Genomic DNA, 13,046 nt, shown 5'->3' with positions numbered 1-13,046 from the left:
CGGGAGCCGGGGCTACGGGTGCGGCAGGCGCAGCTGGCGCCGGGTTGCTGGCGGCCGGGGCCTGTGCGGCAGCCTCGTCGGTGGCAGGCTGGGCCTGCTCGGCCGGTGCGCTGGCAGCCGGCGCTTCCTGGCTTTGGGCCACGGCCTGGTCTTCAGGCTCGTCCAGCGGGTGGATCTGGGTGGTACCGTCGGCGCTCTCGACCTCGACGTGTTCCATGGCCAGGCTGGCCAGGTCCTTGCCGCGCAGGCTGGTCTGGTCCTGCCACCAGAAGAAGCCACCGCCGATCACCAGGATCAGCAGCAACAGGCTGACGATGCGCAGGATGTTGTGCGACAGGCGTACCGGCTCTTCGATACGCCCCAGCGCGTGCACGTCGCTGCCCTGGGAATTGCTGCCGGTGGCCTGGTCGAAGGCCAGCACCAGTTCGGCCTGGTCCATCTCGAACAGCTTGGCGTAGGCACGGATATAGCCGCGGGCGAAGGTATGCCCTGGCAGCTTGTCGAACGCGCCGGTTTCAAGGTTGTTCAGGGAACTCACGGTCAGGTTGAGCTTGCGGGCCACTTCGGCCTGCGACAAGCCCTTGCTTTCACGGGCCTGACGCAAGGTCTCACCGGGATTCTGGCGAGTCGCTGCTGCTACTTCGGGATGCGCCGCTTTCATCATTGCTCCGACAGGTATTGCTGATATTCCGGCGTACCGGGATAAAGTCGTTGTAATTGCACGCCCAGTTCGGCGGCCTTGTCAGGTTCTTCGAATACAGTTGCCAGGCGCGAACCCAGCAGCAGGCTGCGGGGGCCGTGATCGCTCAGCTGGCTGAAACGATCGTAGTAGTCGCGCGCCGGCACATAATGCCTGTCTTCGTAAGACAACTCAGCCATTTCGAGCAACGCGCGCGGTTGCTGCTGGTTGAGCCGTAAAGCCTTTTGCAGGTGTTCACGCGCCTGCTCGCGCTGACCCAGCTTGATGGCGGTCAGGCCAAGGTTCTCGAAAACCCGGGAGCGTTCAGGATACAGGGTATCGGCCGCCGCTTGGCGAAACATCTGCTGCGCCTGGGCATAGCGCCCCTGCGCATACAGGAAACTGCCGAAATTGTTGCGAATACGGGGGTCGTCGGGGTTGGCAGCCAGGGCCTTGCGGTAATACCCCTCGGCCAGCGCCGGCTCGTCCTCGCGCTGGAACACCAGGGCCAGCGCGGCATTGGCTGCCGGGTCGCGAGCGTCCAGTTCAAGGGCCTTTTTCAGCGGCACCTTGGCGCGTTCGGTCAAACCTTGTTGCAAATAACCCAGGCCCAGTTGCACATAGGCCTGGCGTGCCTCTTCGCGCCCCTTGCCGCTTTGCAGCGGGTCGGAACTGCCGCTGCCGACGCAGCCGGCAAGCAGCGTCAGCAACAGGGTTGGCAGCGCGGCGCGCAGGCCCATGTCGGCCTCAGTTGCCCGCCGCGCCGGTTTGCGGCATATCGGCGTCGGCATTGAGCTGCCGTACCGCGATATAGCGCTCACTGCGGCGCGTGCGGTCCATCACCTGCCCCACCAACTGACCACAGGCCGCGTCGATATCCTCGCCACGGGTGGTGCGCACGGTAACGTTGTAGCCGGCCTGGTGCAGGTGGTCCTGGAAGCGGCGGATCGCGTTGTTGCTCGGACGCTCGTAGCCGGAGTGCGGGAACGGGTTGAACGGAATCAGGTTGATCTTGCACGGGATGTTCTTGAGCAGCTCGACCATCTCGACCGCGTGCTCGAGCTTGTCGTTGACGTCCTTGAGCAGGGTGTACTCGATGGTCAGCACACGCTTCTCGCCGAGTTCGGCCATGTAGCGCATGCACGACTCGAGCAGCATCTTGAGCGGGTACTTCTTGTTGATCGGTACCAGCTCGTTGCGCAGGGCGTCGTTGGGTGCGTGCAGCGACAGCGCCAGGGACACGTCGATGTGCTTGGCCAGCTGGTCGATCATCGGCACCACGCCGGAGGTGGACAGGGTCACACGGCGCTTGGAAATGCCGTAGCCCAGGTCGTCCATCATCAGGTGCATGGCGGCGACCACGTTGTCGAAGTTGAGCAGCGGCTCACCCATGCCCATCATCACCACGTTGGTGATGGCGCGGTCGATGGTGGCGGGAATGCTGCCGAACGACTTGTTGGCAATCCACACCTGGCCGATCACTTCGGCGGCGGTGAGGTTGCTGTTGAATCCTTGCTTGCCGGTGGAGCAGAAACTGCAGTCCAGGGCGCAACCGGCCTGGGACGAGACACACAGGGTGCCACGCTTGCCCTGGGGGATGTACACGGTCTCGACGCAGCTGCCGGACGCCACGCGCACCACCCACTTGCGGGTGCCGTCGCTGGAGATGTCCTCGCTGACCACTTCGGGGCCGCGAATCTCGGCAACGGCCTTGAGCTTCTCGCGCAGGGCCTTGCCGACATTCGTCATGGCGTCGAAATCATCGACGCCAAAGTGGTGAATCCATTTCATTACCTGGCCGGCACGGAAACGCTTCTCCCCGATGGACTCGAAGAATTTTTCCATTTCCGGCTGGGTCAGGCCCAACAGGTTAGTTTTACCAGTCGATGTCGTCATGGATTCACCCTCACTCGTAAGCTGTCGCTTAGCGAGCGGTTACCTCGGTAGCTGCGAAGAAGTACGAGATTTCGCGAGCAGCAGCGGCTTCGGAGTCCGAACCGTGAACGGCGTTGGCGTCGATCGACTCGGCGAAGTCGGCACGGATGGTACCGGCAGCAGCTTCTTTAGGGTTGGTGGCGCCCATCAGCTCACGGTTCAGAGCGATGGCGTTTTCGCCTTCCAGAACCTGTACAACGACCGGGCCGGAGATCATGAAGGCAACCAGGTCACCGAAGAAGCCGCGCTCTTTGTGCTCGGCGTAGAAGCCTTCGGCTTCGGCTTTGGACAGTTGCTTGAGTTTCGAGGCAACGACGCGCAGGCCGGCTTTTTCGAAACGGGTGGTGATCTCGCCGATCACGTTCTTGGCAACGGCGTCAGGCTTGATGATGGAGAAAGTACGTTGAACAGCCATGGTGTAACTCCAGAAACAGTAAGTGAAGCGAAAAATTAAACCCGCGAATTATACGCGGGTTCCGGGGGATTGCCTAACCTGCCGAGTGCGCTCAGTCGGCTTCTTCGATCCAGGCGGCCTGAATGGCTTCAAGCACCTTCTCTCCGCCACGGTTCGGATCGTCGCTGAAGTCGGGCAGGGCCTGCACCCAGCGGCTCAGTTCGACGAAATTCACGTAGCGAGGATCGACTTCCGGCTTGCTTTCGGCAAGCTGAATTGCAATTTCAAGTACATCAACCCATTTCAGGCTCATGATGACTCCAACGGTCAGTGCGGCGCTTCGGCGGCGTGGTTGAGCGAGTATTTCGGGATCTCGACGGTCACGTCCTCGGTGCCGACCTTGGCCTGGCAGGTCAGGCGCGACGTGGGCTCCAGGCCCCAGGCGCGGTCGAGGTAGTCCTCTTCCAGCTCGTCGGCCTCGTTCAGCGAGTTGAAACCCTCGCGGATCACGCAGTGGCACGTGGTGCAGGCGCAGACGCCGCCGCAGGCGCTTTCGATCTCGATGTGGTTGTCATGGGCCACTTCAAGGATGGACTTGCCGGTTTCGGCCTCCACCACCATTCCGTCCGGACAGAACTTCTCGTGGGGCAGAAAAATCACCTGCGGCATCAGTTACTCCTCGATCTCATTCAGGTTGCGCCCGGCCAAAGCGGCTTTTACCGTCGAATCAAGGCGACGGGCGGCAAAGGCATCGGTCACTTGCGACAGACGCTTGGTCTGCTGCTCGATGGCGGCGCCATCGGTACCGTTCATCAAATCACGCAAGTCTTGCATCTGTTGTTCGATCGCCAGGCGCTCTTCGGCGTCCAGCAGGCGCTCGCCATCGGCGTCCAGCGCGCCCTGCACCGCTTCGAGCAGACGCTCGGCGTCGACCTGGTGCTCGCGCAGCTGGCGCGCCACCTTGTCGTAGCCGGCATGTTCGAAGGAGTCCTTGAGCATGCGAGTGATCTCGCCGTCGGTCAGGCCGTAGGACGGCTTGACCTGAATGCTCGATTCCACACCCGAGCCCAGCTCGCGCGCCGAAACGCTGAGCAGGCCGTCGGCGTCGACCTGGAAGGTGACGCGAATCTTCGCCGCACCGGCCACCATGGCCGGGATGCCGCGCAGTTCGAAGCGCGCCAGGGAGCGGCAGTCGCTGATCAGCTCACGCTCACCCTGCAGCACGTGGATCATCATGGCCGACTGGCCGTCCTTGTACGTGGTGAATTCCTGGGCACGGGCAACCGGGATGGTGGTGTTGCGCGGGATCACCTTCTCCATCAACCCGCCCATGGTTTCCAGCCCCAGGGACAGCGGAATCACGTCGAGCAGCAGCAGTTCGCCGCCGTCGCGCTTGTTGCCGGCCAGGGTATCGGCCTGGATCGCGGCGCCGATGGCCACCACCTGATCGGGGTCGATCTCGGTCAGCGGGGTACGCCCGAACAGCGCGCCCACCGCCTCGCGCACACGCGGCACGCGAGTGGAACCACCGACCATGACCACGGCTTCGACTTCATCCAGCTCGATGCCACAGTCGCGCACGGCGCGGCGACAGGCCTTGAGGCTGCGCGCCACCATCGGTTCGATCAGCGCGTCGAAGCCGGCACGGGTCAGCTCGCCCTGCCAGGCGCCATGGCTCACGGACACGACATCGCTGTTGGTCAACGCTTCCTTGGCCGCACAGGCAGCTTGCAGCAGTTGGCGCTGGGTGCCGGGGTCGAGGTCGGCAGACAGGCCCGCCTGCTCGATGATCCAGCCGGCCACCGCATGGTCGAAGTCATCGCCGCCCAGGGCGCTGTCGCCGCCGGTGGCCATCACCTCGAACACACCGCCGGTCAGGCGCAGGATGGAAATGTCGAAGGTGCCGCCGCCCAGGTCATAGATGGCCACCACGCCTTCGGCGTTCTGGTCCAGGCCATAGGCCACAGCCGCAGCGGTCGGTTCGTTGAGCAGGCGCAGCACGTTCAGCCCGGCCAGGCGCGCAGCGTCCTTGGTGGCCTGGCGCTGAGCGTCGTCGAAGTACGCCGGCACGGTGATCACCGCGCCGACCAGCTCGCCACCCAGGGTGGCTTCGGCGCGCTGGCGCAGCACCTTGAGAATGTCGGCCGAGACTTCCACCGGGCTTTTCGGGCCCTGCACCGTGTCGATGAACGGCATGTGCGACTCGCCGCCGACAAAGCGGTAGGGCAGTTGCTCGCCCAGTTGCTTGACGTCGGCCAGGCCGCGCCCCATCAGGCGCTTGACCGACAGCACGGTGTTCAGCGGGTCGCTGGAGGCCGCGTCACGGGCACTGTAGCCCACGTCGACATGGTTGGCGTGATAGCGCACCGCCGACGGCAGGATGACCCGGCCCTCGGCGTCTGGCAGCGGTTCGGAAATGCCGCTGCGCAATGCAGCGACCAGCGAATTGGTGGTGCCAAGGTCAATGCCCACGGCCAGGCGGCGCTGATGGGGCTGTGGCGTCTGACCGGGTTCGGCGATCTGCAGTAGGGCCATGCTTATCTGATACCAGGGGTGTCGCCAGCGGCGCCACCGGGTTAATCGTCGAGGCGCTCTTCCAGCTGGCGCACTTCATAGGCGAGCTTGTCGAGGAACTGCATGCGGCGCATCAGGCGCTCGGCCTGTTCACGCTGCGCAGCATCCTCCCAGCAGGCGGCGAAGTCCTCGTTGAGTGCTTCCTGGGCGACCTTCAGGCGGCGCTTGAACGCGGCCACGCCATCGAGGTCGGCACTGTCCTGCAGGTCTTCGAGCTCTTCTCGCCATTGCATCTGCTGGAAGAGGAACTCGGGGTCGTGGACAGTGACTTCCTGCGGCACTTCGTGGCCCCCCATCGCCAACAGGTAGCGCGCCCGCTTGGGCGCACTCCTGAGGGTCTGGTAGGCGTCGTTGAGGCCGGCCGAGCGCTCCAGCGCCAGGCGCTGTTCACGCTCGGGGGCATCGGCGAAGCGGTCCGGGTGAACCTCGCGGGCCAGCTCGCGATAGCGCGCGGCCAGCTTGTCGAGGTCCAGGCGAAAGCCCGGCTGCAGGTCAAACAGGGCGAAATGACAAGGAGTACCCACGCGCAGCCTCAGACGTTGAAGCTTTCGCCGCAGCCACACTCACCGCGCACGTTGGGATTGTTGAACTTGAAGCCTTCGTTCAACCCTTCCTTGACGAAATCCAGTTCGGTTCCGTCCAGGTACACCAGGCTTTTCGGGTCGATGATCACCTTGACGCCGTGACTTTCGAACACCTGGTCCTCGCTGTCCGGCGCGTCGACGAACTCCAGCACGTAGGCCAGGCCCGAGCAGCCGGTGGTGCGAACGCCCAGGCGAATGCCGTCACCCTTGCCGCGTCCTTCGAGGGAGCGCCGCACGTGGTTGGCGGCGGCTTCTGTCATGCTGATAGCCATCGAGACTCCTTACCTGCAACAGGCGAACTTAGAGCAAACCTTTCTTCTGCTTGTAATCGCGCACGGCCGCCTTGATGGCGTCCTCGGCGAGTACCGAGCAGTGGATCTTCACCGGCGGCAACGCCAGTTCTTCGGCCAGCTGGGTGTTCTTGATGGTTTCGGCTTCGTCCAGGGTCTTGCCCTTCATCCACTCGGTAGCGAGGGAGCTGGAAGCGATGGCCGAACCACAGCCGTAAGTCTTGAACTTGGCATCTTCGATGACGCCCTGCTCGTTGACCTTGATCTGCAGGCGCATCACGTCGCCGCACGCAGGCGCGCCGACCATGCCGGTACCGACATCCGGGTCCTCGGCATTCATCTTGCCGACGTTGCGTGGGTTTTCGTAGTGGTCGATGACCTTTTCACTGTAAGCCATGGTGCTATTCCTTCCTCATCAGAGAGCCGCTCTTGCTGGCGACTACTTAGTGCGCAGCCCACTCGATCTTGGAGATGTCGACGCCGTCTTTGTACATATCCCACAGCGGCGACAATTCGCGCAGCTTGGTCACGGCCTCGCAGACCTTCTGCGCGGCGTAGTCGATTTCTTCTTCGGTGGTGAAGCGACCGAAGGTGAAGCGGATCGAGCTGTGCGCCAGTTCGTCGTTGCGGCCCAGGGCGCGCAGCACGTAGGACGGCTCGAGCGATGCCGAGGTGCACGCCGAACCCGAAGACACTGCCAGGTCCTTGAGGGCCATGATCAGCGACTCGCCTTCGACGTAGTTGAAGCTCAGGTTCAGGTTGTGCGGAATACGCGCGGTCATGCTGCCGTTGATGTACAGCTCTTCAAGGTTCTCGACCTGCTTGTAGAAGCGGTCGCTCAGGGCCTTGATGCGCAGGTTCTCGCTGGCCATCAGCTCCTTGGCGATGGCGAAGGCTTCGCCCATGCCGACGATCTGGTGGGTAGCCAGGGTGCCCGAACGCATGCCGCGCTCGTGACCGCCGCCGTGCATGGTGGCTTCAAGACGCACGCGCGGCTTGCGGCTGACGTACAGCGCGCCGATGCCTTTGGGGCCGTAGGTCTTGTGCGCCGAGAACGACATCAGGTCGACCTTCAGCTTCTGCAGGTCGATCTCGACCTTGCCGGTGGACTGCGCGGCATCGACGTGGAACATGACGCCACGCGAGCGGGTCAGTTCGCCGATGGCGGCGATGTCGTTGATGGTGCCGATTTCGTTGTTCACGTGCATGATCGACACCAGGATGGTGTCTTCACGCAGGGCTGCCTCGACCATGGCCGGGGTGATCAGGCCATCGGCGCCCGGCTCGATGTAGGTGACTTCGAAGCCTTCACGCTCCAGCTGACGGGTGCTGTCCAGAACGGCCTTGTGCTCGATCTTGGAGGTGATCAGGTGCTTGCCCTTGGTGCCGTAGAAGTGCGCGACGCCCTTGATTGCCAGGTTGTCGGACTCGGTGGCGCCACTGGTCCAGACAATTTCCCGCGGGTCGGCGTTGACCAGGTCGGCGACCTGGCGGCGAGCGTTCTCGACCGCTTCTTCGGCTTTCCAGCCAAAGACGTGGGAACGCGAGGCCGGGTTACCGAAGTTCCCGTCGACCAGCAGGCAATCGCTCATCTTCTGGGCGACACGTGGGTCGACCGGGGTGGTCGCGGAGTAATCGAGGTAGATCGGCAACTTCATTGAATATCTCCTATCAGGCGGGCTCATCGCGCAGTCGAAACGGTCATTCGACGGCGGATGTCTCAATCTTGTCCAGATGCGGTGTCCGGCCCGCCATGCGGCGCAGGTCCTGACGCTGGGCGACTTCTTGCACCTCACGGCGAGTAACAAGGTCAGCCAGGCTGATACCGCTCAGAAATTCGTGAATCTGCTGGCTGAGATCACACCACAAGTGGTGGGTCAGGCAGGTATCGCCAGCGTGGCAATCACCCAGGCCCTGGCAGCGTGTAGCGTCGACCGATTCGTTGACCGCATCGATCACCTGGGCTACCTGGATGCTTTCCATCACGCGCGACAGCTGGTAGCCGCCGCCTGGACCGCGCACACTGGAAACCAGACTGCTGCGACGCAGCTTGGCAAACAGCTGCTCCAGATAGGAAAGGGAGATGCCTTGGCGCTCGGAAATGTCGGCCAGGGACACCGGCCCGTTTTGCGCGTGCAACGCCAGGTCAAGCATGGCAGTCACGGCGTATCGGCCTTTTGTAGTCAGTCGCATGGCTATTTGGTACCACGGGAGTTACGGGATGTGTGCGAGTATGCGATTCCCGAGCATTTAAGTCAACTATAAGACCTACTGCTTTAGTCGGGATTGCGCCTGAGAGGCGGCGCAGAGTGTAGCAAAGTCGGGCGCGCCAGCGCACGCCCTTCTGTCAATGCGTCGACGCGTCGCTGCGGGCGTCGGCCTTCACATCCGCGAAGTCTTCGTCACGCAGGGCCGGCAGTTCCTTGGCGCAGTAGTCGCTGCCCAGGTTCTTGAGCGCACCGCACATGTCCTCCAGGCGCCCGTCCACCGCTTGCAGGTGGTCGAGCAACTGGCCGATGGCGCGGGCCACCGGGTCGGGCATGTCTTCGCTCACGCCGTAGGCGTCGAAGCCGATCTTCTCGGCCATGGCCTTGCGCCGGGCCTCCTGCTCGGCGTCGGACTTGACGATGATACGCCCCGGGATACCTACTGCCGTGGCGCCGGCCGGCACCGCCTTGGTGACCACCGCATTGGAGCCGATCTTGGCCCCCGCGCCCACGGTGAACGGGCCCAGCACCTTGGCGCCGGCCCCCACCACCACGCCGTCCTCCAGGGTCGGGTGGCGCTTGCCCTTGTTCCAGCTGGTGCCGCCCAGGGTCACGCCCTGGTACAGGGTCACGTCATCGCCGATCTCGGCGGTTTCGCCGATCACGATGCCCATGCCGTGGTCGATGAAGAAGCGCCGGCCTACCTTTGCACCGGGGTGAATCTCGATGCCGGTCATCCAGCGACCGAAGTTGGACACCAGCCGCGCCAGCCACTTCCAGTCCCGTACCCACAGGGCATGCGCCGCGCGGTGCAGCCAGATCGCATGCATGCCCGGGTAGCAGGTCAGCACTTCAAAGGCATTGCGCGCCGCCGGGTCACGGTGGAAAACGCTTTGGATATCTTCACGCAGACGCTCGAACATTTACTGATCCTTCCGCTTGTGCGCATCGCCCCGGGCCGCTTTCTGGGTTTCGGTGAGGATGCCGCGCAAAATGCTTATTTCCGATCGACTCACCGCGCTGCGCCCGTACAGGCGACGCAAACGCGGCATCAGGTGCTTGGGCTTGGTCGGGTCGAGAAAGCCGATGTCCACCAGCGCGGACTCCAGGTGCTGGTAGAACAGCTCCATTTCGTCCATGGTCGCCAGCTCTGCGCTGCGCACCGAGGCCACTTCGACCTTCTCGACTTTCGACGCCTGCCCGTCGGCTGCCAGCCAGGCCATGCGCACTTCATAGGCCAGGACCTGGACCGCAGCCGCCAGATTCAGCGAACTGAAATCCGGGTTGGACGGGATATGCACGTGATAATGACATCGCTGCAGCTCGTCGTTGGTCAGGCCGGCATGTTCACGGCCGAACACCAGCGCCACCTCGGCGCCCTCGCCTGCCTGCTCGACGACCTTGGCGCCGCATTCGCGCGGATCGAGCAGGGGCCACGGGATGCGCCGGTCGCGAGCACTGGTGCCCACCACCAGGGTGCAGCCCACCAGCGCATCCTCGAGCGTGGCCACCACCTCGGCACCCGCCAGCACGTCATCGGCGCCGGAGGCACGGGCACTGGCCTCGTGGGAAGGAAAGTCGTTCGGCTCGACCAGCACCAGGCGCGACAGGCCCATGTTCTTCATGGCGCGCGCAGCCCCGCCGATATTGCCGGGGTGACTGGTATTGACCAGGACGACACGAATTCTTGGCAGCACGGGCACGGCTCACAGACACGGAGGGAAGGGAGCAAATCTTACAGAAGCGACCGGCATTACGCTATGAAAGCAAATGTCGCCCTTCTTCGTTCAAAGTTTTCTGCTAGAATGTTCGGCTTTCTTTAACGACCCAGGTGAAACGTCCATGCAGCCCATGCTGAATATCGCGCTGCGCGCCGCCCGCAGCGCCAGTGAATTGATTTTCCGCTCCATCGAGCGCCTGGATACCATCAAGGTAGATGAGAAAGACGCCAAGGATTACGTCTCCGAAGTCGACCGCGCGGCGGAAAAAGTCATCGTCGACGCCCTGCGCAAGGCGTACCCGAACCACTCCATCTACGGTGAAGAAACCGGCCTGCACGCTGGCAACGGCGAAGAAGGCAAGGACTACCTGTGGGTCATCGACCCGCTCGACGGTACCACCAACTTCCTGCGTGGCGTCCCTCACTTTGCCGTGAGCATCGCGTGCAAGTACCGCGGCCGCCTGGAACACGCCGTGGTCCTCGACCCGGTACGCCAGGAAGAATTCACCGCCAGCCGTGGCCGTGGCGCCCAGCTCAATGGTCGCCGCCTGCGCGTCAGCGGTCGCACCAGCCTGGACGGCGCCCTGCTGGGTACCGGCTTCCCGTTCCGTGACAACCAGATGGATGGCCTGGACAACTACCTGGGCATGTTCCGTGCCCTGGTCGGCCAGACCGCCGGCATCCGCCGCGCCGGCGCCGCGAGCCTGGACCTGGCCTACGTGGCCGCCGGCCGCTTCGATGCGTTCTGGGAGTCGGGCCTGAGCGAGTGGGACATGGCGGCAGGCGCACTGCTGATCCAGGAAGCGGGCGGCCTGGTGAGCGACTTCACCGGTGGTCATGACTTCCTCGAGAAGGGCCACATCGTTGCCGGTAACATCAAGTGCTTCAAGGCGGTGTTGACGGCGATCCAGCCGCACCTGCCGGCCTCGCTGAAGCGCTGAGTTTCAGCCGGGCAATAAAAAAGCACCCTTCGGGGTGCTTTTTTGTGGCTGGCTTTCGGGCCTCTTCGCCGGCAAGGCCGGCGCCTACAGTTTGCGCATGGCTTTGTAGGAGCCCGCCTTGCCGGCGAAAGGGCCATCACTGCCCAGGCTGTGCCTGCGTCAGTACCAGCTTGCCATTCTCGTCCAGCGGGATCTGCGAACCCGGGTCGCGCTCCATGCGCACCTGCCCGGCCTTGTCGCCAATCGAATACTTCACGTCGTACCCCACCACCTTCTCGCTCAGGTCATTGACCGTGTTGCAGCGGGTTTGCGTGGTGGTGTAGGTATCGCGGTTCTGCATGCCTTCCTGCACCTTGTTGCCGGCATAGCCACCACCGACGGCACCGGCCACGGTCGCGATCTTCTTGCCATTGCCGCCGCCGATCTGGTTACCCAGCAACCCACCTGCCACGGCGCCCAGCACGGTACCGGCGATCTGGTGCTGATCCTTCACCGGCGCCTGACGGGTCACCGTGACATCCTTGCAGACTTCCCGTGGCGTCTTGACGGTCTGCTTGACCGGCTGCACCGACGTCACCTGCGCGTATTGCGGCCCGCCCTTGACCAAGCTGTAGGTAGCCACGGCACCTCCGGCAGTGACACCGACAGCACCCAGCACCGCACCCACCAGCATTGACTTGTTCACGTGAACCTCCTGATTTACCTGCGGGAACACGCCCGCGCTTCTCCCAGCCTTGGAGCATAAAAAAAGGCGCGAGTTCAATACTCGCGCCTTCTTGTACCGCTCAGGACAGTGGCAAAAAGCCTTATGGACGCTCGTCCACACCCTCGGTTTTCACCGGCGGGATCAGGTCTTCACTGTTCAGGTTCAGCCAGATCAGCACCACGTTGGCGATGTAGATCGACGAGTAGGTACCGGCCATTACACCGATGAACAGTGCCAGCGAGAAGCCCCACAGGTTGTCACCACCGAAGAACAGCAGTGCCGCGATCGCCAGCAAGGTGGACACCGAGGTGGCCACGGTACGCAGCAGGGTCTGGGTGGTCGAGACGTTGATGTTCTCGATCAGCGAAGCCTTGCGCATCACGCGGAAGTTTTCCCGTACCCGGTCGAACACCACGATGGTGTCGTTGAGCGAGTAGCCGATGATCGCCAGCACCGCCGCCAGCACCGTCAGGTCGAAGGTGATCTGGAAGAACGACAGGATGCCCATGGTCACGATCACGTCGTGCACCAGCGACAGGATGGCGCCCACCGCAAACTTCCACTGGAAGCGGAAGGCCAGGTAGACCAGGATGCCGCCCAGCGCCAGCAGCATGCCCAGGCCGCCCTGGTCACGCAGTTCCTCGCCCACCTGCGGGCCGACGAACTCGACACGCTTGACCGTGGCCGGGTTGTCGGTGCTGATCTTTTGCAGCGCCTCGGCCACCTTGTTGCCCAGCATCGGGTCGTCGCCCGGCATGCGCACCAGCAGGTCGGTGGTAGCACCGAAGCTCTGCACCACGGCATCGTGGAAGCCGGACCTGACCAGCTCTTCACGAACCTCGCCAAGGTTGGCCGGGCGCTCGTAGGTCAGCTCGATGAGCGTACCGCCAGTGAAGTCCAGGCCGAAGTTGAGCCCTTTGTAGAACCAGCTGAACAGTGCCAGCACAGTCAGCAGCAGGGTGACGCCGAACGCGACGTTCCGCACACCCATGAAGTTAATGGTACGTAACATGGCA

At 63.3% G+C, this 13,046-nt stretch carries 17 protein-coding genes; 1 reads left to right on the top strand and 16 read right to left on the bottom strand.

From position 1 onward, the window contains the following. From B4I46_RS06080 to trmJ, 14 genes are all read right to left on the bottom strand, one after another. A partial coding sequence (locus tag B4I46_RS06080; protein WP_286899072.1) for a helix-turn-helix domain-containing protein occupies positions 1-661 on the bottom strand: 661 nt, incomplete at its 3' end. After that, positions 661-1,419 carry a type IV pilus biogenesis/stability protein PilW gene (pilW, locus tag B4I46_RS06075; protein WP_043864471.1) on the bottom strand — a complete coding sequence of 253 codons (759 nt, stop codon included), beginning with the start codon at positions 1,417-1,419 and terminating at the stop codon, positions 661-663. The genes B4I46_RS06080 and pilW, both read right to left, overlap by 1 nt. 7 nt (positions 1,420-1,426) lie before the next feature. Continuing rightward, positions 1,427-2,575, bottom strand: a complete 1,149-nt coding sequence (gene rlmN / locus B4I46_RS06070) for a 23S rRNA (adenine(2503)-C(2))-methyltransferase RlmN (RefSeq protein ID WP_054916603.1) — start codon at positions 2,573-2,575, stop codon at positions 1,427-1,429. Between the two features lie 28 nt (positions 2,576-2,603). Beyond that, positions 2,604-3,029 (bottom strand): nucleoside-diphosphate kinase, encoded by a 426-nt coding sequence (gene ndk, locus B4I46_RS06065; RefSeq protein ID WP_043864469.1) that lies wholly within the window; start codon positions 3,027-3,029, stop codon positions 2,604-2,606. A gap of 91 nt (positions 3,030-3,120) precedes the next feature. After that, positions 3,121-3,321 (bottom strand): Fe-S cluster assembly protein IscX, encoded by a 201-nt coding sequence (iscX, locus tag B4I46_RS06060; RefSeq protein ID WP_043864468.1) that lies wholly within the window; start codon positions 3,319-3,321, stop codon positions 3,121-3,123. 14 nt (positions 3,322-3,335) lie between these two features. Further along, on the bottom strand, positions 3,336-3,677 hold the full coding sequence (fdx, locus tag B4I46_RS06055; RefSeq protein WP_043864467.1) for an ISC system 2Fe-2S type ferredoxin: 342 nt from the start codon (positions 3,675-3,677) through the stop codon (positions 3,336-3,338). Positions 3,678-3,680: 3 nt separating this feature from the next. Next, entirely contained in the window at positions 3,681-5,543 is a 1,863-nt protein-coding gene (hscA, locus tag B4I46_RS06050; protein WP_078479943.1) for a Fe-S protein assembly chaperone HscA, read from the bottom strand. A 41-nt stretch (positions 5,544-5,584) separates the two neighbouring features. Beyond that, positions 5,585-6,106, bottom strand: a complete 522-nt coding sequence (gene hscB / locus B4I46_RS06045) for a co-chaperone HscB (RefSeq protein ID WP_043864465.1) — start codon at positions 6,104-6,106, stop codon at positions 5,585-5,587. 8 nt (positions 6,107-6,114) lie between these two features. Then, entirely contained in the window at positions 6,115-6,438 is a 324-nt protein-coding gene (iscA, locus tag B4I46_RS06040; RefSeq protein WP_043864464.1) for an iron-sulfur cluster assembly protein IscA, read from the bottom strand. A gap of 28 nt (positions 6,439-6,466) precedes the next feature. Then, a complete protein-coding gene (gene iscU, locus B4I46_RS06035; RefSeq protein ID WP_002552476.1) occupies positions 6,467-6,853 on the bottom strand; it encodes a Fe-S cluster assembly scaffold IscU in 387 nt (128 codons plus the stop codon). 46 nt (positions 6,854-6,899) lie between these two features. Next, complete coding sequence (locus B4I46_RS06030; RefSeq protein ID WP_043864463.1) at positions 6,900-8,114, bottom strand: IscS subfamily cysteine desulfurase; 1,215 nt, start codon at positions 8,112-8,114, stop codon at positions 6,900-6,902. A gap of 43 nt (positions 8,115-8,157) precedes the next feature. Continuing rightward, positions 8,158-8,649, bottom strand: coding sequence for a Fe-S cluster assembly transcriptional regulator IscR (iscR, locus tag B4I46_RS06025; protein ID WP_043864462.1), 492 nt, complete (start codon positions 8,647-8,649; stop codon positions 8,158-8,160). A gap of 154 nt (positions 8,650-8,803) precedes the next feature. Further along, entirely contained in the window at positions 8,804-9,586 is a 783-nt protein-coding gene (cysE, locus tag B4I46_RS06020; protein WP_054916605.1) for a serine O-acetyltransferase, read from the bottom strand. Beyond that, on the bottom strand, positions 9,587-10,360 hold the full coding sequence (gene trmJ, locus B4I46_RS06015; protein ID WP_043864460.1) for a tRNA (cytosine(32)/uridine(32)-2'-O)-methyltransferase TrmJ: 774 nt from the start codon (positions 10,358-10,360) through the stop codon (positions 9,587-9,589). A gap of 145 nt (positions 10,361-10,505) precedes the next feature. Between trmJ and suhB the strand changes: the two genes are divergently transcribed. Then, positions 10,506-11,324: an inositol-phosphate phosphatase gene (suhB, locus tag B4I46_RS06010; RefSeq protein ID WP_043864459.1), complete on the top strand. Its 819-nt coding sequence runs from the start codon at positions 10,506-10,508 to the stop codon at positions 11,322-11,324. A 136-nt stretch (positions 11,325-11,460) separates the two neighbouring features. Here the strand turns inward: suhB and B4I46_RS06005 are convergent, their stop codons facing one another. Continuing rightward, complete coding sequence (locus tag B4I46_RS06005) at positions 11,461-12,009, bottom strand: glycine zipper 2TM domain-containing protein (protein ID WP_043864458.1); 549 nt, start codon at positions 12,007-12,009, stop codon at positions 11,461-11,463. Between the two features lie 121 nt (positions 12,010-12,130). Further along, the gene (gene secF / locus B4I46_RS06000) at positions 12,131-13,042 is read right to left on the bottom strand and encodes a protein translocase subunit SecF (protein ID WP_043864457.1); all 912 of its coding nucleotides are present in this window, start codon (positions 13,040-13,042) and stop codon (positions 12,131-12,133) included. Positions 13,043-13,046: the final 4 nt, after the last annotated feature.

Source organism: Pseudomonas sp. UBA7500, from assembly GCF_002478435.1.
Taxonomy (GTDB): domain Bacteria; phylum Pseudomonadota; class Gammaproteobacteria; order Pseudomonadales; family Pseudomonadaceae; genus Aquipseudomonas; species Aquipseudomonas palmensis.
This window is presented reverse-complemented; position numbering and strand designations above follow the sequence as displayed.

Excerpts from the sequence above, each read along its gene's own strand:
- iscU (WP_002552476.1), bottom strand. The coding sequence starts at position 6,853 with ATGGCTTACAGTGAAAAGGTCATCGACCACTACGAAAACCCACGCAAC.
- fdx (WP_043864467.1), bottom strand. The coding sequence starts at position 3,677 with ATGCCGCAGGTGATTTTTCTGCCCCACGAGAAGTTCTGTCCGGACGGA.
- iscR (WP_043864462.1), bottom strand. The coding sequence starts at position 8,649 with ATGCGACTGACTACAAAAGGCCGATACGCCGTGACTGCCATGCTTGAC.
- pilW (WP_043864471.1), bottom strand. The coding sequence starts at position 1,419 with ATGGGCCTGCGCGCCGCGCTGCCAACCCTGTTGCTGACGCTGCTTGCC.
- cysE (WP_054916605.1), bottom strand. The coding sequence starts at position 9,586 with ATGTTCGAGCGTCTGCGTGAAGATATCCAAAGCGTTTTCCACCGTGAC.
- rlmN (WP_054916603.1), bottom strand. The coding sequence starts at position 2,575 with ATGACGACATCGACTGGTAAAACTAACCTGTTGGGCCTGACCCAGCCG.
- hscA (WP_078479943.1), bottom strand. The coding sequence starts at position 5,543 with ATGGCCCTACTGCAGATCGCCGAACCCGGTCAGACGCCACAGCCCCAT.
- iscX (WP_043864468.1), bottom strand. The coding sequence starts at position 3,321 with ATGAGCCTGAAATGGGTTGATGTACTTGAAATTGCAATTCAGCTTGCC.
- ndk (WP_043864469.1), bottom strand. The coding sequence starts at position 3,029 with ATGGCTGTTCAACGTACTTTCTCCATCATCAAGCCTGACGCCGTTGCC.
- secF (WP_043864457.1), bottom strand. The coding sequence starts at position 13,042 with ATGTTACGTACCATTAACTTCATGGGTGTGCGGAACGTCGCGTTCGGC.
- iscA (WP_043864464.1), bottom strand. The coding sequence starts at position 6,438 with ATGGCTATCAGCATGACAGAAGCCGCCGCCAACCACGTGCGGCGCTCC.
- B4I46_RS06030 (WP_043864463.1), bottom strand. The coding sequence starts at position 8,114 with ATGAAGTTGCCGATCTACCTCGATTACTCCGCGACCACCCCGGTCGAC.
- suhB (WP_043864459.1), top strand. The coding sequence starts at position 10,506 with ATGCAGCCCATGCTGAATATCGCGCTGCGCGCCGCCCGCAGCGCCAGT.